The organism is Variovorax sp. RTB1, from assembly GCF_035018765.1.
Lineage (GTDB): Bacteria > Pseudomonadota > Gammaproteobacteria > Burkholderiales > Burkholderiaceae_C > Variovorax.
The window spans coordinates 54,042-80,004 of sequence record NZ_JASJXG010000022.1; the positions used below are offsets into that span (position 1 = coordinate 54,042).

27 protein-coding genes are annotated in these 25,963 nt (G+C 65.2%); 5 read left to right on the forward strand and 22 right to left on the reverse strand.

The genetic code is table 11. The features are described 5' to 3' along the window. Positions 1-8: 8 nt before the first annotated feature. The 9 genes from QN397_RS15055 to QN397_RS15095 all read right to left on the reverse strand — a co-directional run bounded on the left by QN397_RS15055 (position 9) and on the right by QN397_RS15095 (position 7,765). A complete protein-coding gene (locus QN397_RS15055; RefSeq protein ID WP_323501302.1) occupies positions 9-1,154 on the reverse strand; it encodes an ABC transporter substrate-binding protein in 1,146 nt (381 codons plus the stop codon). 138 nt (positions 1,155-1,292) lie between these two features. Then, positions 1,293-2,390, reverse strand: coding sequence for a 1,2-phenylacetyl-CoA epoxidase subunit PaaE (gene paaE / locus QN397_RS15060; protein ID WP_323499021.1), 1,098 nt, complete (start codon positions 2,388-2,390; stop codon positions 1,293-1,295). After that, on the reverse strand, positions 2,387-2,914 hold the full coding sequence (gene paaD / locus QN397_RS15065) for a 1,2-phenylacetyl-CoA epoxidase subunit PaaD (RefSeq protein WP_323501324.1): 528 nt from the start codon (positions 2,912-2,914) through the stop codon (positions 2,387-2,389). The genes paaE and paaD overlap by 4 nt, the downstream gene beginning before the upstream one ends. An 8-nt stretch (positions 2,915-2,922) precedes the next feature. Further along, on the reverse strand, positions 2,923-3,696 hold the full coding sequence (paaC, locus tag QN397_RS15070) for a 1,2-phenylacetyl-CoA epoxidase subunit PaaC (RefSeq protein ID WP_323501303.1): 774 nt from the start codon (positions 3,694-3,696) through the stop codon (positions 2,923-2,925). A gap of 130 nt (positions 3,697-3,826) precedes the next feature. After that, positions 3,827-4,144 (reverse strand): 1,2-phenylacetyl-CoA epoxidase subunit PaaB, encoded by a 318-nt coding sequence (paaB, locus tag QN397_RS15075; RefSeq protein ID WP_323501304.1) that lies wholly within the window; start codon positions 4,142-4,144, stop codon positions 3,827-3,829. Next, a complete protein-coding gene (gene paaA, locus QN397_RS15080) occupies positions 4,141-5,157 on the reverse strand; it encodes a 1,2-phenylacetyl-CoA epoxidase subunit PaaA (protein WP_323499024.1) in 1,017 nt (338 codons plus the stop codon). Before paaA ends, paaB begins: the two co-directional genes overlap by 4 nt. Positions 5,158-5,171: 14 nt before the next feature. Further along, a complete protein-coding gene (gene paaK / locus QN397_RS15085; RefSeq protein WP_323501305.1) occupies positions 5,172-6,488 on the reverse strand; it encodes a phenylacetate--CoA ligase PaaK in 1,317 nt (438 codons plus the stop codon). After that, entirely contained in the window at positions 6,485-6,979 is a 495-nt protein-coding gene (paaI, locus tag QN397_RS15090) for a hydroxyphenylacetyl-CoA thioesterase PaaI (RefSeq protein ID WP_323501306.1), read from the reverse strand. Before paaI ends, paaK begins: the two co-directional genes overlap by 4 nt. A 3-nt stretch (positions 6,980-6,982) precedes the next feature. Then, positions 6,983-7,765 (reverse strand): enoyl-CoA hydratase-related protein, encoded by a 783-nt coding sequence (locus tag QN397_RS15095; RefSeq protein WP_323501307.1) that lies wholly within the window; start codon positions 7,763-7,765, stop codon positions 6,983-6,985. Between the two features lie 131 nt (positions 7,766-7,896). Between QN397_RS15095 and QN397_RS15100 the strand changes: the two genes are divergently transcribed. Then, positions 7,897-8,511 carry a phenylacetic acid degradation protein PaaY gene (locus QN397_RS15100; RefSeq protein WP_187053553.1) on the forward strand — a complete coding sequence of 205 codons (615 nt, stop codon included), beginning with the start codon at positions 7,897-7,899 and terminating at the stop codon, positions 8,509-8,511. 4 nt (positions 8,512-8,515) lie between these two features. Then, positions 8,516-9,145 carry a TetR/AcrR family transcriptional regulator gene (locus QN397_RS15105; RefSeq protein WP_323501308.1) on the forward strand — a complete coding sequence of 210 codons (630 nt, stop codon included), beginning with the start codon at positions 8,516-8,518 and terminating at the stop codon, positions 9,143-9,145. On the opposite strand, the gene QN397_RS15110 is transcribed toward QN397_RS15105, so the two are convergent. The 6 genes from QN397_RS15110 to tsaB all read right to left on the reverse strand — a co-directional run bounded on the left by QN397_RS15110 (position 9,129) and on the right by tsaB (position 15,519). Further along, positions 9,129-10,619, reverse strand: coding sequence for a DUF1501 domain-containing protein (locus QN397_RS15110; protein ID WP_323501309.1), 1,491 nt, complete (start codon positions 10,617-10,619; stop codon positions 9,129-9,131). The two genes, QN397_RS15105 and QN397_RS15110, sit on opposite strands and share 17 nt — an antisense overlap. Before the next feature lie 8 nt (positions 10,620-10,627). Next, positions 10,628-12,502, reverse strand: coding sequence for a DUF1800 domain-containing protein (locus QN397_RS15115; protein ID WP_323501310.1), 1,875 nt, complete (start codon positions 12,500-12,502; stop codon positions 10,628-10,630). Positions 12,503-12,677: 175 nt separating this feature from the next. Further along, positions 12,678-13,502 (reverse strand): orotidine-5'-phosphate decarboxylase, encoded by an 825-nt coding sequence (gene pyrF, locus QN397_RS15120; protein WP_187053557.1) that lies wholly within the window; start codon positions 13,500-13,502, stop codon positions 12,678-12,680. 9 nt (positions 13,503-13,511) lie between these two features. Beyond that, on the reverse strand, positions 13,512-14,270 hold the full coding sequence (locus QN397_RS15125; RefSeq protein ID WP_323501311.1) for a uracil-DNA glycosylase: 759 nt from the start codon (positions 14,268-14,270) through the stop codon (positions 13,512-13,514). Then, positions 14,267-14,767: a ribosomal protein S18-alanine N-acetyltransferase gene (gene rimI / locus QN397_RS15130; RefSeq protein WP_323501312.1), complete on the reverse strand. Its 501-nt coding sequence runs from the start codon at positions 14,765-14,767 to the stop codon at positions 14,267-14,269. The genes QN397_RS15125 and rimI overlap by 4 nt, the downstream gene beginning before the upstream one ends. Further along, positions 14,764-15,519: a tRNA (adenosine(37)-N6)-threonylcarbamoyltransferase complex dimerization subunit type 1 TsaB gene (tsaB, locus tag QN397_RS15135; protein ID WP_323501313.1), complete on the reverse strand. Its 756-nt coding sequence runs from the start codon at positions 15,517-15,519 to the stop codon at positions 14,764-14,766. The genes rimI and tsaB overlap by 4 nt, the downstream gene beginning before the upstream one ends. A 42-nt stretch (positions 15,520-15,561) precedes the next feature. Between tsaB and dacB the strand changes: the two genes are divergently transcribed. Next, on the forward strand, positions 15,562-16,983 hold the full coding sequence (dacB, locus tag QN397_RS15140; protein ID WP_323501314.1) for a D-alanyl-D-alanine carboxypeptidase/D-alanyl-D-alanine-endopeptidase: 1,422 nt from the start codon (positions 15,562-15,564) through the stop codon (positions 16,981-16,983). A 15-nt stretch (positions 16,984-16,998) separates the two neighbouring features. Here dacB and QN397_RS15145 read toward each other — a convergent pair whose 3' ends face one another. The 3 genes from QN397_RS15145 to purE are packed head-to-tail and all read right to left on the reverse strand — an operon-like array spanning position 16,999 to position 19,779. Beyond that, positions 16,999-17,997: an L-threonylcarbamoyladenylate synthase gene (locus QN397_RS15145; RefSeq protein WP_323501315.1), complete on the reverse strand. Its 999-nt coding sequence runs from the start codon at positions 17,995-17,997 to the stop codon at positions 16,999-17,001. Between the two features lie 34 nt (positions 17,998-18,031). Next, on the reverse strand, positions 18,032-19,204 hold the full coding sequence (locus QN397_RS15150) for a 5-(carboxyamino)imidazole ribonucleotide synthase (protein WP_323501325.1): 1,173 nt from the start codon (positions 19,202-19,204) through the stop codon (positions 18,032-18,034). Between the two features lie 17 nt (positions 19,205-19,221). Beyond that, positions 19,222-19,779 carry a 5-(carboxyamino)imidazole ribonucleotide mutase gene (gene purE / locus QN397_RS15155; RefSeq protein ID WP_323501316.1) on the reverse strand — a complete coding sequence of 186 codons (558 nt, stop codon included), beginning with the start codon at positions 19,777-19,779 and terminating at the stop codon, positions 19,222-19,224. Positions 19,780-19,815: 36 nt separating this feature from the next. Here purE and QN397_RS15160 point away from each other — a divergent pair, with 36 nt between their 5' ends. Both QN397_RS15160 and QN397_RS15165 read left to right on the forward strand, forming a co-directional pair. After that, positions 19,816-20,736 carry a tetratricopeptide repeat protein gene (locus tag QN397_RS15160; protein WP_323501317.1) on the forward strand — a complete coding sequence of 307 codons (921 nt, stop codon included), beginning with the start codon at positions 19,816-19,818 and terminating at the stop codon, positions 20,734-20,736. 32 nt (positions 20,737-20,768) lie between these two features. Further along, a complete protein-coding gene (locus QN397_RS15165) occupies positions 20,769-21,224 on the forward strand; it encodes an META domain-containing protein (RefSeq protein ID WP_323501318.1) in 456 nt (151 codons plus the stop codon). A 42-nt stretch (positions 21,225-21,266) separates the two neighbouring features. Here QN397_RS15165 and QN397_RS15170 read toward each other — a convergent pair whose 3' ends face one another. The 4 genes from QN397_RS15170 to pyk all read right to left on the reverse strand — a co-directional run. Further along, a complete protein-coding gene (locus QN397_RS15170; RefSeq protein WP_323501319.1) occupies positions 21,267-22,172 on the reverse strand; it encodes a phosphoribosylaminoimidazolesuccinocarboxamide synthase in 906 nt (301 codons plus the stop codon). 146 nt (positions 22,173-22,318) lie between these two features. Continuing rightward, positions 22,319-23,206: a fructose bisphosphate aldolase gene (locus QN397_RS15175; protein ID WP_323501320.1), complete on the reverse strand. Its 888-nt coding sequence runs from the start codon at positions 23,204-23,206 to the stop codon at positions 22,319-22,321. A gap of 117 nt (positions 23,207-23,323) precedes the next feature. Then, positions 23,324-24,274 carry an alpha/beta hydrolase gene (locus tag QN397_RS15180; protein ID WP_323501321.1) on the reverse strand — a complete coding sequence of 317 codons (951 nt, stop codon included), beginning with the start codon at positions 24,272-24,274 and terminating at the stop codon, positions 23,324-23,326. Positions 24,275-24,521: 247 nt separating this feature from the next. Beyond that, on the reverse strand, positions 24,522-25,963 hold a 1,442-nt coding region (gene pyk, locus QN397_RS15185; RefSeq protein WP_323501322.1), incomplete at its 5' end, for a pyruvate kinase.

Genomic DNA, 25,963 nt, shown 5'->3' on the forward strand with positions numbered 1-25,963 from the left:
AAGGCTGATCAGGGCTGGTATTTCCACGCGCCGTTTTCGATCTTGACCATCACGCGGGCTCGCTGATCGAGACCGAGGTGATCGGTCGGCGACATCGTGAAGATGCCGTGGGCGCCGGGCATCTCCTTGGTCTGCTCGAGCGCGTCGCGCAGTGCTGCGCGGAACTCCGGCGTGCCGGGCTGCGCTTTCTTGAGGGCGATCGGCACGGCCGCCGTCATGAGCAGGCCGGCGTCCCAGGCGTGCGCGCCGAAGGTCGATACCGTCCCCTTGCCGTACGCCGCTTCATAGGCCGCGACATAGGCCAGCGCGCTCTTGCGCACCGGGTTAGAGGCCGGCAGCTGCTCGGCCACCAGCACCGGACCGGCAGGCAGGAAGGTGCCTTCGACATCCTTGCCGCCAACGCGCAGGAAGTCGGCGTTGGCGACGCCGTGCGTCTGGTACATCTTGCCGGCGTAGCCGCGCTCCTTGAGCGACTTTTGCGGCAGCGCGGCCGGCGTGCCGGAACCGGCGACCAGCACCGCATCGGGCTTGGCGGCCATCAGCTTCAAGGTTTGGCCAGTGACCGACGTATCGGACCGTGCGAAGCGCTCGTTGGCGACGATGGTCAGGCCCTTGAGGCCTGCAGCCTTGGCGAACTCCTGCGACCAGCCTTCGCCGTAGGCATCCGAGAAGCCGATGAAGCCGACCGTCTTGATGCCGCTCTTCTGCATGTGCTCGGCGATGGCGAGCGACATCATGATGTCGTTCTGCGGTGTCTTGAATACCCATTTTCGCTTGGCGTCCATCGGCTCAATGATGCGTGCCGAAGCGGCCATAGAGATCATCGGCGTCAGCGCCTCGGCCGCGACGTCGATCATCGCCAGCGAAGCCGGCGTGACGGTCGAACCGAGGATGATGTCGACCTTGTTTTCGGCCAGCAGCTTGCGCGTATTGGTCACGGCCGCGGTGGTGTCCGATGCGTCGTCCAGCACGATGTAGTTGATCTTTTGGCCGCCGATGGTCTTGGGCATCAACGCGATGGTGTTCTTTTCGGGGATGCCGAGCGATGCGGCCGGGCCAGTGGCCGACAGCGTGACGCCGACGTTGATGTCGGCATGCGCGGACAGTGCCGCAGCCAGCAAGCCGACCAGCAACAGGGGATTCAAAAGCTTCATTCTTGTCTCCAGGAAATTGAACTCAAACAGAAAAGTTGGAACGACGGGCGCAGCGCGCCAGAAGGTCGGGGAGAGGCGTAGTAGAGAGTCTCGCGGGCGTTGCCGCCATCGGGATTGACCCCGGCTCGCGTGAAGATTTCAACGCTCGTCGAACGACAGCACTACGCGATCGGTCAGTGGATGGGCCTGGCACGTCAATACGAACCCGGCGGCGACTTCCTGCTTGTCGAGCGCGAAGTTGCGCTCCATGCGCACCTCGCCTTCGACCAACTTGGCGCGGCAGGTACCGCACACGCCCGAGGTGCACGAGAAAGGCACTTCGAGCCCTGCAGCAGAGGCGGCATCGAGGATGCTCGGCTGGCCCTTGCGAAACGAGATCTCGCGCTGCAGTCCATCGCGCACGATGACGATGCGGGCCTGTTCGGCATCGCCGGGCAGTGCTTCGTGCAACACCGCGTCCACTGCCGTCCCGGCTGCGGCGCCAGTCGGAAGCGCGACGCCGAAGCGCTCGATGTGAATGCGTTCTTCGGGCACGCCGGCAGCGAGGAGCGCCGCCTCGGCCTCGTCGTTCATCTGGAACGGCCCGCACACGAACACCTCGTCGATCTGGGCTGCAGGCACCACGCTTCGCAGGAACTCACCGATCTTGTCGCGGTTCATCACGCCATGGTTCAACGGCGCATCGGTCTGCTCGTCGGAGAACACGTGCTGCAGCACCAGCCGCGTCATGTAGCGGTTCTTCAGGTCTTCGATCTCTTCCTTGAACATCGTCGACTGCAATTGCCGGTTGCCGTAGATGAGCGTGAAGCGGCTCAACGGCTCGCGTGCCAGCATCGTCTTCATGATCGACAGGATCGGCGTGATGCCGCTGCCGCCCGCGATACCGACGTGATGCCGCTTCGTGGTCGGATCGAGCGGCACGAAGAAGCGACCTTGCGGTGCCATCACGTTCACCGTATCGCCAGGCTGCAGGTGCGCGTTGATCCAGTTGGAGAACACACCCCCCCGCACCTTGCGGACGCCGACGCGCAGCTCGCCGTCGTCGACGCCGGCGCAGATCGAATACGAGCGCCGCAAGTCCTGGCCGTCGATGTCGGTGCGCAGCGTGAGGTACTGCCCTTGCGTGAAGCCGAAGACTTCGCGCAACTCGGCCGGCACCTCGAACGACACCACGACCGCCTCCTGCGTATCGGGCTCGACCGCGCGGACGCGCAGCGGATGAAAGATGACGCTCATAGCGGCTTGAAGTATTCGAAGGGTTCCTTGCACGCGAGGCAGCGGTAGAGCGCCTTGCATGCGGTGGAACCGAAGGCCGACAGCCGCTCGGTGTGGCGACTGCGGCAGCGCGGGCATTCGAGTCGTTGCGCATCTGCACCGCGGCCGAAGAAGCGGATCGGAACCGCCTCGCCCGCAGCGACATTGGCCACGACATGCGGCGGCGCGATGCCGTACTCGGCCAGCTTGCGGCGACCTTCGGCGCTGATCCAGTCGGTCGTCCAGGCGGGTGCGCGGCGCAAGGTCACGCGGGCCGGACCGAGGCCTGCCGCATCGAGTGCCGCGAGAACGTCTTGCTCGATGACTTCGGTGGCGGGGCAGCCGGAATAGGTGGGCGTCAGCACGATCTCCAGGCCGTCGTCATGCGCGATCACGTCGCGCACGATGCCGAGATCCCGCACCGACACAGCCGGCACTTCGGGGTCGAGCACCGTCGCGAGCACCTCCCAGGCGGCCTCGACTTGCGCGGCATTCGGCACGGGCATTGCAGCAGTCACCACACACCTCCAGGGAACGCGCGCTGCAGGTACTGCATGTCTGCCAGGATGAAACCCATGTGCTCGCTGTGCCGGCCCCGCTTGCCGTCGCTGCGGAAGGCGGAATCTTTCGGCATCGTCAAGCCGGCTTCGTCGAGGATGAGCTTCATGTCGGCCATCCAGGCTGTCTGAAGATCAGCCCAGCGCGGGCCGATGCCAGCAGCGCTCGCTTCATCGTCGATCACGTCGGTGTCGAACAGTTCGGGCACGTAACGCCACAGGTCGGCCAGCGCAGTCTCAATCCGGCGGCGCGACTCATCGGTGCCGTCGCCCAGTCGCACGACCCAGTCACCCGAGTGCTGCTGGTGGTAGCGCGCCTCCTTCACCGCCTTGCCGGCAATGGCCGCGAGTTCCGCATCGCTCGACGTCGCGAGCCGTTCCCACAGCAGCTTGAGCCAGGTCGCGATCATCGTGTTGCGCAGCACGCTGAACGCGAAGTCACCGCGCGGCAACTCGACCATCGTGAGATTGAGGTAGTCGCGCTCGTTGCGCAGAAACGCAAGCTGGTCTTCGTCGTGCGGCGTGTCTTCCAACTCGCCGGCACGGGTCAACACCGCACGCGCCTGGCCGAGCAGATCGAGCGCGATGTTGGCCATTGCGATGTCTTCTTCGAGCACCGGCGCATGACCACACCACTCGCCCAAACGCTGGGCGAGGATGAGGCAGGTATCGCCGATGCGCAGCAGGTATTGCGTGGCGGGCTTGCGATCGAGTTCGATGGAGGATTGCATTGTTAGTAGCTCCCGTTGTGCTACGGGTTGTCTTGTGCCTGGCGGTGATCAGAGCGCTTTGAACAAGGATCACGTTGATGGTGTGCTCTCCGCAGCGAAATAAAGGAGGAGCCCGAAGGGCGGGGGACGCTCACATGTGATCGACAGCTTTGGGCAACGCATAGAACGTCGGGTGCCGATACACCTTGTCTTCCGCCGGATCGAAATACGCGGCCTTGTCGCCCGGGTCGTTGGCGACGATCTGGTCGGAGCGCACGACCCAGATGCTGCTGCCTTCTTGCCGCCGCGTGTACACGTCGCGCGCCATCTGGATCGCCATCTTCGGGTCGGCCGCATGCAGGCTGCCGCAGTGCTTGTGATCGAGCCCCGCCTTGCTCCGCACGAAGACTTCCCACAGCGGCCACTCCGGTTGAGCAGCCACGTGGGCAGTCGCAACTTCGTTCGTCATGCGGCCTCCTTCATCGGCTGCTTCTGCGCGTGCGCCATCGCTGCCTCGCGCACCCATGCACCGTCGTCCCACGCTTTGACACGCGTTGCCAGACGTTCGCGATTGCACGGCCCGTCGCCACCAACGACACGCCAGAACTCGCTCCAGTCGATGGTGCCGTGGTCGTGTGCCTGGCGCTCTTCGTTCCACTTCAGGTCCGGGTCGGGCAAGGTCACGCCGAGGATGCGCGCCTGCTCGACGGCGGCGTCGATGAACTTCTGCCGCAGGTCGTCGTTCGAGAACCGCTTGATGCCCCAGCGCATCGATTGCGCCGAGTTGGGCGACTGATCGTCAGGCGGGCCGAACATCATGATCGACGGCCACCACCAGCGGTTGACCGCGTCTTGCACCATCGCCTTTTGCGCGTCGGTGCCTTGCGTCATCATGGTCAGCAGCGCTTCATAGCCCTGGCGCTGATGGAAGCTTTCTTCGCGGCAGATGCGGATCATCGCGCGGGCATACGGTGCGTACGAGCAGCGGCAGATCGGCACCTGGTTCATGATCGCCGCGCCATCGACCAACCAGCCGATGGTGCCCATGTCGGCCCACGTCAACGTCGGGTAATTGAAGATCGAGCTGTACTTGGCTTTGCCCGTGTGCAGCGCATCGAACATCTGGTCGCGCGAGGTGCCCAGCGTCTCGGCTGCGGCATACAAGTAAAGGCCGTGGCCGCCCTCGTCCTGCACCTTCGCCAGCAAGATCGCCTTTCGCTTCAAGGTCGGCGCGCGCGAGATCCAGTTGCCTTCGGGCAGCATGCCGACGATCTCCGAATGCGCGTGCTGGCTGATCTGCCGCACCAGCGTCTTGCGGTAATGGTCTGGCATCCAGTCCTTGGCCTCGATGAAATCGCCGGCATCGATGTGCGCATCGAAGCGCTCTTCGAGGCGCATCTCTTCGGCCGAGCGAATGGCCTTCTTCTTGCCATCGGCATCACTACCGTCCTTGCCCATCGTGTCCATCGCTTGCGTGTACATGGTGTCTCCTGTGTTCAATGTGGGCGCGTATCGACCACGCGCCGCGCCTTGCCGGTTTGAGCGCGCTCGATGCTGTTCGGATCGAACACGCGCACCTGCGTCGAAATGCCGATCAGCGTCTTCACGCGGTGCTGCACCCACTGCGCGATCGCGCTGCGGTCGCCTTCGGTGATCGCGCTTCCGGTGGGCTGCAGCTCGCAGTGCACTTCGACCTGGTCGAGCAGGCCGTCGCGGCTCACGTGCACTTGATAGAGGCCCGACAGCCGCTGGTGCGCGAGCACGATTTCTTCGACCTGCGTCGGGAACACGTTGACGCCGCGAATGATCATCATGTCGTCGCTCCGCCCGACGATCTTGCCCATGCGGCGGAAGGATCGCGAGGTCGGCGGCAGCAGCCGGGTGAGGTCGCGCGTGCGATAGCGGATGACGGGCATCGCCTCTTTGGTGAGCGAGGTGAAGACCAGCTCGCCCTCTTCGCCATCGGGCAACAACTCGCCGGTGTCGGGGTCGATGATCTCAGGGTAGAAGTGGTCTTCCCACACCACCGGACCATCCTTGCTTTCGATGCACTCGCTTGCGACACCGGGGCCCATCACTTCTGACAGACCATAGATATCGACGGCGTCGATGCCGGCCTTGTTCTCGATGTCGTGGCGCATCGCTTCGGTCCACGGCTCGGCGCCGAAGATACCGATCTTGAGGCCGCTGCTGCGCGGATCGACGCCCTGGCGTACGAACTCTTCCATGATCACCTGCATGTAGCTGGGCGTCACCATGATGATGTCGGGTTTGAAGTCGCGGATGAGCTGCACCTGTTTTTCAGTCTGCCCGCCCGACATCGGGATGACGGTGCAACCGGCCCGCTCGGCCCCGTAGTGCGCACCCAGGCCGCCGGTGAAAAGGCCGTATCCGTAGGCGACATGGATCATGTCGCCGGCCCGGCCACCGGCCGCACGAATCGAGCGCGCGACCAGGTCGGCCCAGATGTCGATGTCGTTCTTCGTATAGCCAACCACCGTAGGTTTGCCGGTCGTGCCCGAGGACGCATGGATGCGTGCAACTTGCGTGCGCGGCACCGCGAACATGCCGAACGGGTAGTTGTCGCGCAGGTCGCCCTTCACCGTGAACGGGAACTTCGCAAGGTCGCTCAGTTGCTTCAGGTCGCCGGGCTTCACGCCCTCGGCGTCGAAGGCTTTGCGGTAGTGCGGCACATGGTCGTAGGCGCGTTGCAGCGTCGCCTGCATGCGTTGCAACTGCAGCGCGACGATCTCGTCGCGGCTGGCGATTTCGATCGGCGACAGGTCGCCGGGTTCGGGGCGCTTCGCGGTCATGGGGTGTCTCCCGCAGCGGCCACGGTTTCGGGCGCGGTCGCTGTTGCGATCGGCTTTACCGCTGGCCTGCCTTTCAGGGTGTGCGAGCGGCCGCGGAACACCGCGATGCGCTCACCGCGCTGGTTGGTCACTTCGGTGTCGTAGACGCCGGTACGGCCGCTCTTGGAAATCTCGATGCAGCTTGCAGTGAGCTGGTCGCCTTGCCGCGCCGGTGCAATGAAGTCGATGCCGAACGACGACGCCACCGTGAGCTCGTCGTACGAGTTGCAAGCGAAAGCGAAAGCCGAATCGGCGAGCGTTGCGATAAAGCCACCGTGGCAGGTGTCGTGGCCATTGAGCATGTCTTCGCGCACACGCATCGCCAGCGTTGCCGCGCCGGGCGCAATCGCGAGCACCGCCATGCCCAATGTGCGGGTCGCGCGGTCGCGGCGCAACATGCCCTCGGCCACGCGCTCGGCGGTTTGCTGCGGTGTCGGCTGCAACGTTGGCATGCTTCAGCGATCGGTGAAGCGCGGCGCGCGCTTGTTGCGGAAAGCGTCGACGCCTTCGAGGTAATCGTGTGCGGCGCCAAAGCGGCTTTGCAGCTGCGCTTCGTTGGCGAGCGCACCGGCCAGGTTCATGTCTTGCGCTGCCGACAGCGCTTGTCGCGTCGCGACCAACGCCTGCGTCGGCATGCCGGCGAGGCGCGTCGCCAAGGCGGTGACGGTGTCGACGAGCGCAGCGTCTTCGACGCATTGCCAGATCATTCCCATCGTGGCGGCTTCGGCAGCCGGCACCTTGTCGCCGAGCATCGCAAGTCCGAGCGCACGCGCATTGCCTACCGAGCGCGGCAGCAGCCACGTGCCGCCGGTGTCGGGCACGAGGCCGATCTTGGAGAACGCCTGGATAAAGCTGGCCGAGCGCGCCGCGATCACGAAGTCGCAGCAAAGCGCGAGGTTGGCGCCGGCACCCGCCGCGACGCCGTTGACGGCTGCGATCACCGGCACCGGCATGGCGCGGATACGTTCGACCAGTGGCGCGTAAGTGCCGGTGATCAGCTGGCCGAGGTCTTTGCCGGGCGCAGCCATCGGATCGCTCAGATCCTGCCCGGCGCAGAAGCCGCGTCCAGCGCCGGTGATGACGACGCAACGCACATCGGCATCGTCGGCCGCAGCGTTCAGCGCAGCAATCAGCTCGGCGTGCATGGCGGTGGTGAAGCTGTTCATCGCGGCCGGACGGCTGAGCGTCAGCGTGGCGATCGCGCCGCTTCGGGCTGCAAGTATCGAAGGCTCCGTCATCGTGGTGTATCTCCATCGCTCGGCAAAAACACTATTGACCGACCGTTCGGTAGATTTTAAGATTCGTCGATCGGGTGGCGCAAGCCCCCGCCGTCGCATTGACGTCGGTGCAAACCCTGAGGAGACAAAACATGCCCTGCTATGCCATCGAAGGCGTCGTGCCCGTGGTCGATGCGACCGCCTACGTGCACCCAACCGCCGTGCTCATCGGCGACGTGATCGTGGGCCCGGGCTGCTACGTCGGACCGCTGGCCAGCCTGCGCGGCGACTTCGGCCGCATCGTGATGAAGACCGGCTCCAACGTGCAGGACACCTGCGTGGTGCACGGCTTTCCGCTGCAGGACACGGTCATCGAGGAGAACGGCCACATCGGCCACGGCGCGGTGTTGCACAGCTGCATCGTGCGGCGCGATGCGCTGGTCGGCATGAACGCGGTGGTGATGGACGAGGCCGAAGTCGGTGAAGCATCCTTCGTCGCGGCCTGCGCTTTCGTGCCTGCCGGCATGAAGATTCCGCCGCGCAGCCTGGTCGCCGGGATGCCGGCCAAGGTCAAACGCGAACTGAGCGACGCCGAGATCGCATGGAAGCTTGAAGGCACCCTGACCTATCAGGCGCTCGCGCGCCGCTGCCTCGCCAGCCTGGTCGAAGTACAGCCGCTCACCGTCGTCGAACCCAACCGGCCGACCGTTCAGCGCTCGTCCGTTCGCTCGCTGGTCGACACCAAGCGCAGCGCAAAAGCGGACTGACCCGATGGCACGCGGAAGAGCCGCCAACTACGACGACCAGCGCGACATGATCCTGGCGCGCGCGGCCGGCCTGTTCGCGCAGCGCGGCTATCCGTCGACGTCGATGAACCAGGTGGCCGAGGCCTGTGGGCTGTCGAAGGCGACGCTGTATCACTACTACCGCGACAAATACACGCTGCTCGTCAGCATTGCGGACGACCACGTGTCGCGACTGTCGGCACTGGTGGAAGACGAAGCCAGCCTTGCGCTGCAGGGCGAAGCGCGCTTGCGGCACTTCATCCAGCGCATCGTCGCGGAATATGCCGATGCGCAGGACGCGCACCGCGTGCTGACCGAAGACGTCAAGTTCCTGGAGCCGACCGACCGCGAGCGCGTGCTCGGCAAGGAGCGCAAGGTGGTCGCCGGTTTCGCTAAAGCGGTGGCCGAAATGCGCGGAGACAAGCCGGGCAAGGCGCTGTCAAAGCCGCTGACCATGCTGCTCTTCGGCATGATCAACTGGATGTTCACCTGGATGAAGCCGGGCGGCGACCTCGACCATGCGGCGATGGGGCCGATCGTGGCGGATCTGTTCATCGGCGGCCTCGGTGCGGTCGCTGCGCCGGGGTCGCCGGTGAACGTCAGGCCGGCTTCATGAAGCCGACATCGCGCGGGTAGGTGTAGGTCGTGCCGTTCACCACCAGCGTATTGCCGTTGAAGTTCTTCAAGTTGGGGAGGATGTCGAGCAGTTGCGCATCGTTCAGGCCGAACCACTTGCCCATGGTTGCGCCGTACTGATCGACCGAGGTGGTCGGGATCAAGCGGCCCTGGCCGACGTGACCTTCGTAGCCGTCGAGCGTGGAGGTGTTGTTGATGCTCACTGGTGGCGGCGCACCGTAGATCATGTTGCCTCTGACCGCGCCGCCGACCACGAAGTGGTGGTTGCCCCAACCATGGTCGGCGCCGTCGCCGTTCGATGCGAGCGTGCGGCCGAAATCGGATGCTGTGAAGGCAGTGACCTTGTCGCCGAGGTTTTCGGCAACCATCGCCGCATGAAAGCTGGCCATGGCGTCGCTCACTTGCTTCAACAACGGCGCCTGGTTGTTGATCAGGTTGTCGTGCAGGTCGAAGCCGCCCGTCGACACCATGAACACCTGGCGCTTGGCGCCCGTCGTAGCGCGTCCGCGAATCAGGCGCGCCACCATGGCGAGTTGGTTGCCGAGGTTGGTGGGCGGCACCGGAAACGTCCCGGCGGCATAGGGCAGTGCGATGGCGGTCGTCACCGTGCCTTCAGCCTCCACCGCGCGCTTGGTGACTTTGTTGTATTCGTTCTCGAGCTTGTGCGTGCGGGTTTGTTGGGTCAGCGCCTGCATCGCCGACTTGACCGTAGCCGAGCCGTACAAAGTGGTGCCAGAGGCCGGACTCACACTGTTGATGCGCACGGCACCGCCGCTGCTCACCTGGTATTGCAGCGCACTGTCGCCCGACAAAAACACCGCATTGCCTGAGACCGAAATGCAGGTGAAGAGCGAGTTGCTGTTCTGCCCGAGCACTAGGTCGCCGATGTTGCCGCCCCATCCCACGGTCGAGCCTTCGGGCGACGACGATTGCCATGTCGACTGCTGGTCATTGTGCGAGAAGAGCTTGGGCGGTTGCGGAAACAGCTTCTTGTTGCTGTTGTTGAAACCGGCGCGGCTGAGCGGCACGACCAGCGGTCCGACGTTGAGCTGCACCGCCGCATTGCCGGCATCGAAGAGGCTCTTCATCGCCGTCATCGACGGGTGCAATGCGTATTGGCGATTGCCCGACAGCGGCGTGGTGGGGCTGAGCGCGGTGGCGGCCAAGTCGGCCTTCGCGATCGCGATGCCGCCGGCCGACTGAACGCCGCCGCGGATGGTGCTGTACTTGCCGTAGCTGTCGTCGTCGTAGGTAACGACGGTGTTGGCGTAGTCGCAGCCACCGTACAAAAACACGCAGACAAGCGCCTTGTAGTCGGTGGCGGTCTGCGCAGCGGCCTCACCCATGGTGGCCAGGTTGAGCGCGAACGGCATGGCAGTGCCAGCCAATGCCAGGGAACTGGAACGCTTCAGAAACGCTCGGCGCGAATGGCCCTTCGGGTCGATGTAATGCATGGGAGCGCCTATTTCTGGATCAGGTATTCGGGGGAGGCCAGCACCATCAAAATCGCCGCGTAGATGCGGTTGTTCTTGAGGGTGTCGTTGGTGCTGCCGGCCGGGATGGGCGGCGTCGCGAGCGCATTGGTGATCAGCATCACCGTGGCCGCCGAAAGCTGGTTGGCGCACATCACGAGGTTGAGCCGGCGCACGAGTGCGGCTGCATCGAACACCAGCGATTTTTCGACCGTGTAGCTCGCGCTCACATCCTTGGTGTCGTAACCGTTCTGAAGGATGTTCTGCATGTAGTTGAGGTACCCGCCGACGCTGGTCTCGTTGACCAACTGGAACTCCGGCGCGACCTTGCCTTCACTGGCCAGCACCGTCGACGGCGGCACATAACCGGGCCTGAAAAAATTGAACACCGAAGGCGAGCGCAGCGGGCTCTGGCCGAGCCGATTGGCCGCATCCGAGGTGTTGTCGACTCTCCAGGTGTCTTTGACCGAGGTCACGCCGAAGCTGCGTGCCCATTGCACGAGGCGCAGCATCGGTTCGCGCAGGCGGCCGAAGTTGGGGTCGGTCAGACCGGCCGGGCTGCGTGCTTCGTTATCGAGCAACACGGCAGCGAAGACGCTCTTCATGTCGCCACGAACACCGGCACCGTTGTCGGCGAACACGGCCGCGACGCGTGCGATGTAGGCCGCGCTCGGGTTGCTGGTAATGAGCCGCTCGATCAGCTGCTTGCAGATGAAGGGCGCGGTGTTCGGATGATTGGTCAGCGTGTCGAGCGCCGTCTTCAGTGAAGCGGCACCCTTGGTACCGGCCGCGATCGTGGTGCCGAGAAAGTTCGACGCCATCGTCGAATGGTTGTTTTCGGTCAACACCATGGGCCGTTGGGTCCACTGGTTGCTTTCGATCGTGTAGGTCTGGCCCGGTGGCGCGAAGGCGCCTTTTTCGGCCGTCTTGATGTCGAGGTCGTAGCCGGTGAAGACCCGCGCGATATTGGTCACGTCGTCTTGCGTGTACGTGTCGAGCGGCGTGCCGTCGGCCGCACGCTTGATGCTGCCGTCGGCATTGAGCTGATACAGCCCCAGCGTCATCAACTGCATGACTTCGCGGCCAAAGTTTTCATCGGGCTGGCGACCGGACGAATTCTCTTTCATGTTGCCGCGCGTGTTGAGGTAGAAGCCCATCGCCGGATTCAGCGTGATGTCTTCGAGCAGCTTGCGGAAATTGGTGGTCACGCTTGCGACCATCGTGTCCCAGTACTGCGCCATCATCATGTCGGGCCAGCTCGATCCGATGTCATTGGCCGACACCACGAAGATCTCGGAGAAGACCATCGCCATGCGCTTGCGGAACCCGTCCGGTGACGACATGAGCTGGTTCCAGATCATGTTGTCGGTGTAGGCCGTGTTGTAAGGCTTGCTGGCGAGCCATTGCCAGCCGGTTTGCGAAGGCGCGAGGTCGGCCTGCTCGCCGATCCAGGTCAGGTAGCCCTTCGCGCGGACCGCCGCGATGTCGGTTTCCGTCGCCGAGAACTGCGCCTGCAACAAGAAGCGCGCAGCCTCGTCGTCGGTCTTGGCGGTGGTGTAGATGTAGGTGCCGGCGGTCGGCGTGTTTTGCAGTGCGGTGAGAGACCCGGCCGCGACCTGGGTGCTTCCGGTCGAGGTGGCTCCGTTGGTGCCACCGGCGGCCAGAAAGACAGCGCCACTGCTGCCTCCACCGCCGCCACCGCCGCATGCGGCGAGAGCCGCCGCGGCCGCCAGTGCCGCCGTCAGCGAGAGCCGGCTGCCGTGTCCAGCTTCGCTGGGTGTGCTGCCAGAACTTTCGTTTGACGAAAGGGCGCGCGTTGTCTCTTCGGTCGCGATTTCGCGACCGGTCTGCAAGTCTTCGACCATGGGTTTCCTCGTCCTCGACGCTGTTGCGTCACTCCGCTCAAGGCAAATGCCGTGCCCGACCATGGGTGGGCCACCGGAACTCTAAAGGACGTCTGTAGGACAAGGACTGTAAGAAAATGTGACTTTTTTCGTCAAATCGATACAACTCGGCATTGCGCGTGCCGAAAAATGTCGGTCAGTTTTTGGCTGCTTCGAGCGCGTTTCGGGTCTGCAGGGCGACAGCCCTTGCCGCCGCCGCAAAGTCGTCTTTGTCAGAGGCGTAACAGATTGCGCGCGACGAATTGACGACGATCGGCGCATCGCTTCGCCAACCTGCGCGGACAGTTGCAACGGCGTCACCACCTTGGGCTCCGACGCCCGGGATAAGTAACGGAACCGTCGGCGCTAAAGCACGCACCCGTTCTATTTCTGCCGGGTACGTCGCGCCGACGACAAGGCCGAGTTGTCCGTTCAAATTCCATGGACCTTGCGCGAGCCGTGCAACGTGTTCATACAAAAAAGGTTCTCCTTTTATGCCGGCGAGTCGCTGGCCCTGCAGATCGGCACCGCCCGGGTTGCTCGTTCGGCACAGCAGAAAGGCACCTTTGCCGTCGTGCCGGAGATACGGCTCGACGGAATCGAATCCCATAAAAGGCGACAACGTGACCGCATCCGCGCCGTAACGCTCGAAAGCCTCACGCGCATATTGCTCAGCGGTCGAGCCGATGTCGCCACGCTTGGCGTCGAGGATGACCGGGACATGCGGCACGTTGCGGCGCAAGTGCTCCATCAACTGCTCGAGCTGGCCTTCGGCGCGGTGCGAGGCGAAGTAAGCGATCTGCGGCTTGAAGGCGATCGCCAAGTCGGCAGTGGCGTCGACGATGCGGGCGCAAAAGTCGTAGATCTTGCTGGCGTCGCCTTTGAGGCCTGCCGGAAAGCGGGCCGGCTCCGGATCGAGGCCGACGCATAGGAGCGAGCCGTTCTGGCGCTCGGCGGCGCGCAACTTGTCGAGAAATGTCATGGCCCGATTCTAGGAAGCGACGCGCTCGAACTCGGCGGCGGCCAGACAGAGGTCGGCCCAAGCCTTGGCCTTGTCGGCCGGATTGCGCAAGAGATAGATCGGGTGATAGCTGGCGACCAGCGGGGTTTCCGCCACGCCTTGATCGACTTGTACTTGTGCAACGCGGCCGCGCAACTTGCCAAGGGGCTCGTCGCTTTGCATCAGACCCTGGGTCGAGAGCGGCCCCAGCGCCAGCACGAGCCGGGGTGCCAGCGAGGCAGCCTGCGCGGCGAAGCCGGTGCGGAGCGGCGCCACGTCGCCTGGCGGCGCACCGGTGGCGCTGCGGTGAACGCGCGCCAGATGCACCGGCGCCGTCCCGCGATCGAGTTGCAGCGCACGCAGCATGTTCTGCAGCAGGCGCCCAGCCTCGCCGGCAAAGGGCTCGTCGTCGTGGCGGCCGTCGGCCGAGGGGGGCGTGTCGACCACCAGCAGCCAGCCGTTTTCAGGGGGGCCGCTACCGTCGTAGAGACGGATCGCGGGTTCGATCAGGACTGCAGCAGCCTGCGCCGCACCGGGCGCGCGCCGGGCCGCAGGCGTTGCCGCGGTAGCAGTGGCGGGAGGCAAAGACTCTGCCGGAGCCGCTGCGCGCGAGCGGCTCGCCACGGGCTCTACCACCTCAGGCGCCGCAGTTGCCGCCATTCGCTCCGCCGTCGGCCACCAGACCTTGACGCCCATTTCTTCGAGCATGGCGCGCTGGCGTGCATCGAGCTGCATCGTCGCTTCGGTCATTGCAACGCGCCCCAGGCGCTGCCGGTCTCGTCGAGCCTGAGGCTCATCACCACCGCGTCTTCGCGACGATTGCCGAGGTCGGGGTAGTAGGCCTTGCGAATGCCGACGCGGCGGAAGCCCTTGCGAGCGTAGATGTCCAGGGCGCGCTGGTTGCTCTGGCGTACTTCCAGCCAGAGCCATTGCGCCGATTGGGCACGCGCCCAGCCGCCGAGCGCCTCGAGCATCAACGGCGCCCAGCCTTGGCGCTGAAAGGCCGGCGCGACGGTGAAATTGAGCAGATGGACCTCATCGACGCCCTTCATGGCAACGAAGTAGCCAATGAGCGTGTCGCCGCCCATCAGCAACTGGCAGTGATAGCCGGCCGTCATCGAGTCGGAAAAGTTGGTCGGCGTCCAGGGATGGCTGTACGCAGTGCGCTCGACCGCGCAGACCGTGTCGATCCAATCGGCGGTCAGTGGTTCAAGCCGGGCTTCGAGGGGCTGGAGGACGGCGCTCATTTCAATGCAGTAGCAACAACGGCGCCAGCTTTAAGGGCGGCCCGTTCTTCGGTGGTCTGGGCGACTTTATCGCGGACGTACAGCGGTGCGGCGTCGGCCGGGGCGACGGCGCGGCCGGCCACGAGCAGTGCAGGTGCCAGCCGCAGCATGGCGACGGCAGTCGGCAGTACCGGATGGCGCGCGGTGCCGGCTGCCAGACGCTCGCCGTAGGCGGGAAAGGCGTTGCCGGCGAGCGCGAAACCGGGCGGGACGACCAGCGCTTCGGGCGCCAGCAGCTGTGCTTCGCCTAAGTCGGCGAGATCGCTGATCTTGGTGCGACAGGCCTCGGCTCGGCTGCCATCGCCCAGTTCGTTTTGGCCATCGAACACGTAACGCGCCGCATAAACCTGGTCCATCCGCGCATCGAGCACCGCCACCACCCGCGTCGCGCCGAAACGATGGCGCGCTTCTTCGGCCACCGCATGCAGGGTGTCGACCGGCAGCAGCGGCACATCGGCGCCGAAACCCAGCCCCTGCGCCACCGCACACGCGGTGCGCAACCCGGTGAACGATCCGGGCCCGCGACCGAAGGCGATCGCGTCGAGCTCGCGCAGCGTGAGCCCGGCCTGGGCAAGCAGTTGCAGGACCAGCGGCAGCAGCGTGGTCGACGACTGCGCCCCGCCGGCACCGCTGTGCTCGAAGAGCAAGTCGCCGTGCTGCACCGCGACCGACAACTGGTCGGTGCTGGTGTCGAAGGCAAGCAATTTGGGCATGCGGCGATTATCGAGGCGCGGGCCGGCCGGGATAATCCGGCGATGCCTTTCGCCCTTCCCAAGCCCTGGCGCCAAGCCGTCGTTTTCGCATGTGCCCTGGCCGCCATCGCGCACGCCACTGCGCAAGCGCTCCCGTCTGAAGTCGATGCCGCCCTGACGCGCGCCAAAGTGCCGCGCGATGCGGTCGTCATGTTGGTCGCCGATGCCGATGGCGTGCGCCCGCCGCGGCTCGCCTGGCGCACCCAAGTGCCAGTCAATCCGGCATCGATCATGAAGCTGGTCACGACCTATGCCGCGCTCGACCTGCTCGGCCCGGCCTTCACCTGGACCACGCCCGTCTACGTCGATGGGCCCATCGTCAACGGCGTGCTCAACGGCAACCTGTACATCAAGGGCCAGGGCGACCCCAAGCTGGTGATCGAGCGCATGTGGCTGCTGCTGCGGCGCATTCAGGGGCTGGGCATCAACAGCATCGCGGGCGACATCGTGCTCGACCGCAGCGCATTCGACACCGTGGAGGCCGATCCGGCCGCGTTCGACGGCGAAGGCTTGCGCCCCTACAACGTGGCGCCCGACGCGCTGCTGCTCAACTACAAGTCGGTCGTGATGACCTTCGTGCCGAACCGCGCCGCGCAAACGGCCCAGGTCAACTTCGAGCCGTCACTGACTGGCGTGACGATGCAGCGCACGGTGCCGCTGTCGGCCGGCGACTGCGGCGATTACCGCGCCACGCTCGCCGCCGACTACGCCGATGGCGCACGCATCGGCTTTGCCGGCAGCTACCCCGCAAGTTGCGGTGAAAAGGTCTGGGCCGTTGCGTACGCCGACCCGCGCAGCTACGCGGTGCGAGCCATCGGCGGGCTGTGGAGCGAAATGGGCAGCCAGCTCAAGGGCCAGGTGCGCGAAGGCCGGGTGCCGGCCGGGCTCAAGCCGGCATTCGAAGTCGCCTCGCCGCCGCTCGCGGAGGTGATTCGCGACATCAACAAGTACAGCAACAACGTGATGGCGCAGCAGCTCTTCCTGACGCTCGGTCTGCAGCAAAAAAACCGCGGCACGCTCGACGGCGCGCGCGACACGGTCAAGCAATGGTGGAACGACCGCATCGGCACCGGCGAAGGCCAGCCGGTGTTCGACAACGGCTCGGGCCTGTCGCGCAACGAGCGCATCACCGCCGCCGCGCTGGCCAAGATGCTGCAGGTGGCCTGGCGCTCTCCGGCCATGTCGGAGCTGATGTCTTCGCTGCCGGCCTCCGGCGTCGACGGCACGCTGCGCAAGCGCGCACTGCGCTCGGGCGGCGCGGCGCACCTGAAGACGGGCACGCTGCGTGACGCGGCGGGCGTAGCGGGCTTTGTCGATGGCGCCAGCGGTCGGCGCTACATCGTGATCGCCATCGCCAACCACGCCAATGCGAGTGCGGCACGGCCGGCGTTCGATGCACTGGTCGACTGGGCGACCCAGGACTGAAACTGACTGGCTGATTCAGGCTGCGGCGCGCTGCAGCCTGTCGCGCACGCCTTCCCACTCGGCGTCGGCCGGTGGCGTTTCGACCCATATCAGCCTCACGCCCTGTGCATCGAAGGCCCGCAGCACGGCGAACAACTGGTGCGCGCTGGCGACCGCGTCGTCGGGCATGCGCCGTCGCACGATGTGCGGCGACGGGCTCCTGAGCACGCTGCGCGACCACACCGCGATGTGGCGCGCATTGGCGCCGAGCACGTCGAGCGCGGTCTGCATGGCGCGTGCGTCCATCAAGCGCAGCTTGGCGGCCGGGGCGTAGTGCGATTCGAGCGTGCCCGATGCGCGCGGATCGGGCGACGCCAGCTCTTGCTTGCTGCGGAGCGGCTGGCCGCAGGCCGCTTCGATTTGCGCACGCGTGATGACGCCGGGCCGCAGCAGCACCGGCGCGCCGCGGCTGCAATCGACGATGGTCGATTCGATACCGACCTCGCACGCGCCGCCGTCGAGCACCAGCAACGCGTCGCCGAACTCCTCGTGCACGTGCTGCGCGGTGGTGGGGCTGACCCGGCCGAACCGATTGGCGCTCGGGCCGGCCAGGCCGGGAACGCCCAACTCGGCGCAGGCGACCAGCAGGGCCTGCGCGACCGGGTGCGCCGGACAGCGCAGACCGATGGTGTCTTGTCCGCCGGCGGCGGCGGCGCCAACGCCGGGCTGCCGCGTGACGACCAGCGTCAGCGGGCCGGGCCAGAAAGCATCGGCGAGCGCTTTGGCGAACGGCGGTAGCGGCTGCGCAAAGCGCGACAGCGATTCTTCGCCCTTGATACCGGCCGCGATGTGGACGATCAGCGGATGGTCGCTCGGCCGGCCCTTGGCCTTGAAGATACCGGCCACCGCCGCATCGCTGCTCGCGTCGGCGCCCAGCCCGTACACCGTCTCGGTCGGAAAGCCGACCAGCCCGCCGGCTCGCAGCACGAGCGCTGCGTCGTGCAGGGCGTCGGGCGTTGTCCCATCCCTGATCATTGGCAGCCTCTTCGGCGAAGCGAGGTGTGCACGATCACTCGGACAACGGAATCGGAAGCCCCAGCAATGCGGCTGCGAAATCCGCCGTGCCGCGCACTTCGTCGATGTCCGCGCCAGTGATGTTCAGGTGCCCCATCTTGCGACCGCGCCGCGCCTCCGTCTTGCCGTAAAGATGCAAGTGCACCCCTGACAGCGCCAGCACGTCCGCCCATTCAGGCTCCATCGGCTCGTCGGCCGATGGGCTGCTGCTCTCGTTCCTGAACCACAGATCGCCAAGCAGATTGAGCATGACCGTCGGGCTGTGCTGGCGCGGCTGCGTCAACGGCAGACCGGCGAGGGTGCGCACCTGCAACTCGAACTGCGACAGGTCGCACGCGTCCATCGTGTAGTGACCGCTGTTGTGCGGGCGCGGTGCCATCTCATTGACGACCAGCGCGCCGTCGGCCTGCACGAAAAATTCGACGCACAGCACGCCGACGTAGTCGAGCCCGGTGGCGATCGACTTGGTCGCCGCGATGGCACGCGCCGCCAGATCGGCCGGCATGTTGCCTTCATGCACCTCGGTGACGGCAAGAATGCCGTCACGATGCAGGTTGCGCTGCGCCGGAAAGTTGACGACCTGGCCGTCGTGCCCGCGTGCCACGAGGACCGAGCATTCGAATTCGAGCGGCAATCGTTTTTCGAGAACGCAGGCGACGCTGCCGGTGTCGGCCCAGGCATCGGCGAGCTCGGCGCGAGTCGTCACGTGGCGCTGGCCCTTGCCGTCGTAGCCGAGGCGCGCTGTTTTCAGGATGCCGGGCAGCAGATCGTCGGCCACGGCGTCGAGCTGGGCTACCGACTCGATCACCGCATACGGTGCGCACGGCACGCCGCAGCGGGCGAAGTGCGCCTTCTCGGCGATACGGTCTTGCGCGATGGCGACGGATGCTGCAGCGGGTGCGACGGGCCTGGCGGCTGCCAGGTGGTCGAGCGACGGTGCGGGCACGTTCTCGAACTCGGTCGTGATGGCGTCGGCAAGACCGGCGAGCCGCGCAAGTCCATCGACATCGATGTAGTCGGTCTGGATGAAGTGGTGGCTGACGCGGCCGGCCGGGCTGGCGGTGTCGGGGTCGAGCACTGCGGTGAAGTAGCCCATGCGCTGCGCCGCGTGCACGAACATTCGGGCCAGCTGGCCACCGCCCAGCACACCCAGCGTGGTGCCGGGCATCAGCGGCAGACCGCGAATCACAGCGCGCTCCCGCCCTGCGGGCCTTGCGTCGCCAGCGCGATCACGCCAGCGCTTTCGTAGCCGGCCGGTGGCAGCGTCATCGCGCTGGCCGCTTCGGTCTGCCGGGCGCGGAAGGCGTCGAGCTTCGCGCGCATCCGCGCATCGTTGACCGCCAGCATCGCCACCGCGAAGAGCGCCGCGTTGGCCGCGCCCGCGTTGCCGATGGCGAAGGTCGCGACCGGCACGCCCCTGGGCATCTGCACGATGCTGTAGAGCGAATCCACACCTTGCAGATGCTTACTGGCGACCGGCACGCCGAGGACAGGCACGGTGGTCTTGGCTGCCAGCATGCCGGGCAAATGGGCCGCGCCGCCTGCGCCGGCGATGATCGCAGCGAGCCCCCGGCCGGCAGCGGATTCGGCATACGCGAACAGTTCGTCCGGCATCCGGTGGGCCGACACCACGCGCGCTTCGTAACGGATGCCGAATTGCACGAGAATCTCGACCGCGTTGTGCATCGTCTCCCAATCGGAGCTCGAGCCCATCACCACACCGACCTGAATGGATTCGTTCATGGTTTCAATTTTACGTTTCACCCTTACGTATTCCCGATGATCGACATCACCCTCGAAAACTTTCAGTCCGAACTCGTCGAAGGCTCGACGCCGATCCCGGTGCTGCTCGACATCTGGGCCGAATGGTGCGGCCCGTGCAAGCAGCTCGGCCCGGTGCTCGAAAAACTCGAAGTCGAATACGCCGGCCGCTTCAGGCTGGCCAAACTCGATGCCGACGCCGTGCCGCAGATTTCGGCGCAGCTGAGCCAGATGTTCGGCGTGCGCAGCATTCCGTTCTGCGTGATGTTCAAGGACGGCCAGCCGGTCGACGGCTTCGTCGGCGCCCTGCCAGCCGAAAAAATCCGCGAGTTTCTCGACAAGCATGTGCCGGCCGCGGCCGAGCTCGAAGCCGCCGAAGAAGAAGACGCAGCCTTGCAGGCGATGGCCGAGGGCGATATCGAAGGCGCGCTCGAAAAGCTGGAACACGCGGTCGCGACCGATCCGGCCAACGACGATGCCCGCTTCGACTTCGTCAAGCTTTTGCTGCAGGAGGGCCGCACCGATGAGGCCAAGGTCGCCTTCGAACCCGTCATCGCCAAAACCGCGGCGGTGCGCCGCTTCGACGCCCTGCAGCGCTGGATGTCGGCCATCGATTTCGCGGCGCCACCGGTCGGCGAGCTGCGTCAGGCGGCCGAGTTCGATTCGAAGATCGCCACCAACAAGCGCGACTTCGAAGCCCGCTTCGGTCGCGCCCAGGTGCTCATGGCCGAGCAGCGCTGGACCGAAGCGATGGACGAGCTGCTCGACATCCTGATGCGTGACAAGACCTGGAGCGAAGAACTCGCCCGGAAGACCTACATCGCCATCCTCGAACTGATCGAGCCGCCGAAGGTGAAGGTTGCCGACGGACAGATTCCACCCGTCGATCCGACGGTGGCGACCTATCGGCGCCGCCTGAGCAGCGTCATCCTGAGCTGACTGCCTGACACCCTGAGCGCGGAACCACTGCCATGCACCTATCGATGATTCGTCTCGCACGCCTTTCCATCGGCACGTTGATGCTTGCAGCCGTTACCGCTTGCGGCAGCGGCATCAGTCTCGACGAGCCGATCGAGGGGCCGTCGTGGCTGCTGGTGCAACTCGGCGATCAACCCGTCGGGGCCGGCGGCGATCCGCGGCGCGATGCACAAATCGAGTTCGACCGAAGCAGCGGCCGGGTGACCGGTTCGGGCGGTTGCAACCGCTTTTCGGGTGGCTTCACACGGACCGGTAGCCATCTGCAGATTTCGCAGTTGGTCGCGACCAAGATGGCATGTCTGGACGGTGCCCGCACTGCCAACGAGATGCAGTTTTTGCAGGTGCTACAGACAACAGCGAGCTATCGGCTGGTGGGCCCGGGGCGGATGTTGCTGATCGACGCGAGCGGGCAGACGCTCGCGACATTGGCCGGCGCCACGGCGCGCTAAGCCGCTAGAGAAACCACATGCAGCGCGCTCGGGGCCGACAGGTCAGCCCGTCAGCCGCTGCAACGCTTCGCGATATTTCGCCGCCGTCTTTTCGATCACTTCGGCCGGCAGGCGCGGTGCCGGCGGCGTCTTGTCCCAGGGCTTGCCGTTGATGCGCGTGGCTTCGAGCCAGTCACGGACGAATTGCTTGTCGTAGCTTGGCGGATTGGTGCCAGCAGCGAACGCGGCCTCGTAGCCTTCGATGGGCCAGTAGCGCGAGCTGTCGGGCGTCAGCACTTCGTCCATCAACACCAGCGTGCCGGCTTCGTCCAGGCCGAACTCGAACTTGGTGTCTGCAATGATCATTCCCTTGCCGAGTGCGATCGCAGCCGCCGCTTCGTAGATGGCGATGCTGGTTTCGCGAATCTGCTGCGCCATCAACGGGCCGACCACCTCGACCACGCGGTCGTAGCTGATGTTCTCGTCATGCTCGCCGGCAGCAGCCTTGGCGGCCGGCGTGAAGATCGGCCGCGGCAGCTTGCTCGCATTGCGCAAGCCCGATGGCAGGGGCACGCCGCACACCGCCTGGTTCTCCTGGTATTCCTTCCAGCCGCTGCCGGCGAGATAGCCGCGAACAACCGCCTCCACCGGTATCGGCTTCAGCCGCTTGACCAGCATCGAGCGGTCTTTGACCTGTGCCACCTCGTCGGCGGTGACCACGCTTTCGGGCGCCTCGCCGGTCAGGTGGTTCGGGCACAGATGGCCGAGCCGGTCGAACCACCACAGCGCCATCTGCGTGAGGATCACGCCCTTGCCCGGAATCGGCTCGCCCATGATCACGTCGAAGGCCGAAAGCCGGTCGCTCGCCACCATCAGGATGCGGTCGTTGCCCACCGCATAGTTGTCGCGCACCTTGCCGCGCGCGAGCAAAGGCAGGCTCTGGATGGAGGAAGTGTGGACGGTGGTCATGGGCAAATGCGGTGCAAAAACGGGACAGGCGACGCGCCGAAAAATCTCAAGGGAACTGAATTGTGCGCGCAGAAAAAAGCCACCGCGAACGGTGGCTTGCATGCCGGCAGCGCCGAAGCACTGTCGGTCTTGAATCAGCTAACTGCTCAGCTGATGGAGGCGCGGTAAATCGACTCTATCGCAACGTCCAGCGCAGCATTGAAATCAGCATCCGACTGCTGCGCGCTCAGGCCTTCGGTCAGCGCGCGGCTGAAGCTGGCGATGATGCCGGGGTTGCGCATCAAACGCGCATTGGCTTCGTCACGCTCGTAACCGCCCGACAGCGCCACCACGCGGACCACCTGCGGGTGCGCGACGAGTTCCCTGTAGAAACCGTCGACCGTCGGGATGGTCAACTTGAGCATCACCTTCGTGGCCGAGGGCAATGCATTCAGGCGCTCGATGAAACCCTTCTTGAGCAAAGCTTCAGCCTGTTCCTTGTCGGCCGCGCCGATTGAAACTTCGGGCTCCAGAATCGGCATCAGGCCGGCATTCAGGATCTGCTGGCCGACTGCGAACTGCTGGTCGAGCACGGCGGCGATGCCCTTTTCATTCGCACCATTCACCACCGAACGCATCTTGGTACCGAAGACGCCTTTGCCGGCCGCGCGGGCAAGCAATGCGTCGAGTTCAGGCATCGGCTTCATGAGCTGCACGCCGTCGGCTTCGTTCGCCAGGCCCTTGTCGACCTTCAAAAACGGCACGACCTGCTTGTGCTTCCAGAGGTACTCGGCCGAGTCGACGCCGTCGATCTGACGGTCCATCGTGGCTTCGAACAGGATGGCGCCGAGCACGCGGCGGCCGTCGAAGGACGGACTGGTGACGATGCGGGTGCGCATCGCATGCACCAGGCCGTACATCTCGGCGTCGCCCTTGTAGGCGCTCTCTTCGATGCCGTACAGCTTCAATGCCTTTGGCGTGCTGCCACCGCTTTGATCGAGTGCGGCGATGAAGCCCTTGCCTTGGCTGACTTTGTCGAGTTGTTCCTGATTCACTGCGTCACTCTCTTGTTCATGCCGTGGCACGGCGGTATTTGGATGGTGAAAGATTGTATCGATGGCCCGTTCCGCGCCTGTCGGCGATGAAGCCGCAACAGCGTGCGGCGAACAAACTCAGTTGCCGCTCGCCGGGCGCGCGCCGGCCTTTGCCGAGGCTGCAGAAACAGTCGGCGCTGCCGGCAACCCCACGAACTCCATGATCGGCGGCAACACCGGACCGCCCAGCCATTGCAGCGGCTTGGCCACCGCACCGATCAGCGTGATATGGCTCAGGTCGTTGAACTCCCGCAACTGCACGGGTACGCCGGCGGCACGCAGCCGGCTTGCCATTTGCTCTGTGTTCTGCACGTAGTCGACCAGCTTGTCTTTGGTCGTGGCGATAAGTAGCGTGCGCGGTGCAGCAGCCGAGACGTGCGCCATGGGTTGCGAATCTGGCGGCGTGCCCGGCCAGTTGAAGGCGGCTTTCACCTGTGGGTCGATGGGCGGGAGAAAGTCGAACGGCCCGGCCAGTGCGATCCATCCGGCCAACTGCTTCGGGCTGGCGCCGACATCGGCCAACCAACGGTCATCGAGCGCGACCATCGCCGCGTTGTAGCCGCCCGAACTGTGACCCATCACGTAGACCTGCTTTGGATCGGCGCCCAGCCGCGCCGCGTTGTCGAGTGCCCATTTGGTGGCCAGCGCACTGTCCTGCACGAACACCGGGTATCGAAAGTCCGGCGAAAGGCCATAGTCCGGAATCACCGCCGTCACGCCCCGCGCGGCGAGCGCCTCGCCGACGAACTTGTACATCGCGCGATCACCGCTGCTCCAGGTGCCGCCATAGAAGAAGATTACCAGCGGCCGCGCAGCGTTGGCCACCATCGCTGAAGCCAGCGGTTTGTAAATATCAAGACGCTGCCGTGCCGCGCCACCGTAAGCCACATCCCCTTCGAACCGGTAAGTGCTCGTAGGCACCAACCCGTTGACGATCTTGACCGGAGAACATGCCGCCAGCAGGGCGGTAAGCAAAGCGGCAAGCACGACGCAAGCCAGCGAACGCAAAGGCAAAAGAGTGAAGTTCATCGGGCTTGTACGCAGAAGAGCGCACACTGGTTTCGGAAGGTGCGTGACCGTGCACATTTCTGCGGCCCAGTCCGGTAGGACGCCCCTCCAACCGCCCGCAGTCCCCGCACCCGCCTCAACGCGAATGGCCGAAGGCCGAGGCCCCTCCAGAGACACCGCGGAACTGGCTTCGCCAGGCCGCTGGTGTCGCCCCCGGTAGGGGGTGGGCGCTGCGACACGAAGTGCGCAGCAACCTGGGGGCGAGCAGCTATCTAGCGATACAGATTTTCAACATGTTGGTGCCACCGGGCGCCCCCATCGGCTCGCCACAGGTGATCGCATATACATCCCCGCTTTGTACGATCCCGCGCTGCTTCAGATGCGCTTCGGCTTGCTCCAGCGCGGTGTCGCGATCGGTCTGCGAATCCATCAGAAGCGGCCGCACGTTGCGGTACAGCGCCAGCTTGCGCTGCGTCGCGAGTCGCGAGGTCAACGCGTACATCGGGATGTGCGCACGATGGCGACTCATCCAGAGCAAGGTCGAGCCCGACTCGGTCAGCGCCACGATCGCCTTGGCGCCCAGGTGATGCGCGGTGAACAGCGCACCCATCGCGATCGACTGGTCGATGCGCGTGTAGTTCTTGCCGCTGAAGTCGGCGTCGAGCTGCAGGTCTTCGGCGGCCTCAGCGGCCTCGCAGATGCGGCTCATCTCCTGCACGGTTTCCAGCGGGTAGCGGCCCGATGCGGTTTCGGCCGACAGCATGACCGCGTCGGTGCCGTCGAGCACCGCGTTGGCCACGTCGCTCACCTCGGCGCGCGTCGGCACGGGGTTGGTGATCATCGACTCCATCATCTGCGTAGCGGTGATGACGACCTTGTCCATCTCGCGGGCCATGCGGATCATCTTTTTCTGCAGCGCCGGCACCGCCGCGTTGCCCACCTCGACTGCCAGGTCGCCGCGCGCCACCATGATGCCGTCGCTGGCGCGGATGATTTCTTCCAGCTTGGGAATGGCCTCGGCGCGCTCGATCTTGGCGATCATGCCGGGGCGATGGCCGTATTCGGAACCCGCCACGTTGCACAACTGGCGCGCCATTTCCATGTCGGTGGCGTTCTTTGGAAAGCTCACCGCCACGTAGTCAGCCTGGAAGCTCATCGCGGTCTTGATGTCTTCCATGTCCTTGGCCGTCAACGCGGGTGCGGTCAGTCCACCGCCCTGTTTGTTGATGCCCTTGTTGTTCGACAGCTCACCGCCCAGCTTGACAGTGGTCATGACCAGCTCGCCCTTGACCGCATCGACCACGAGCACGATCAGCCCATCGTTCAGCAGCAGCCTGTCGCCCGGCTTGACGTCGCGCGGCAGGTCTTTGTAGTCGAGGCCGACGCCGTTGATGTCGCCTGGCTCCGTGCGCGCCGCATCGAGGATGAACTTGGCGCCCGGCTCCAAGAAGACCTTGCCTTCGGCGAACTTGCCGACGCGGATCTTCGGGCCCTGCAGGTCGGCCATGATCGCCACCTCGCGCCCGGTCTTGCGTGCCGCCTCGCGCACCATCGCTGCGCGATTGATGTGGTCCTGCGCCGTGCCATGGCTGAAGTTCAGCCGCACCACGCTGACCTTGTTCAGGATCATTTGCTCGAGGATCTCGGGCGTGTTGGACGCAGGGCCGAGGGTGGCGACGATCTTGGTGGCGTGGCGGGGAACGCGGGGGG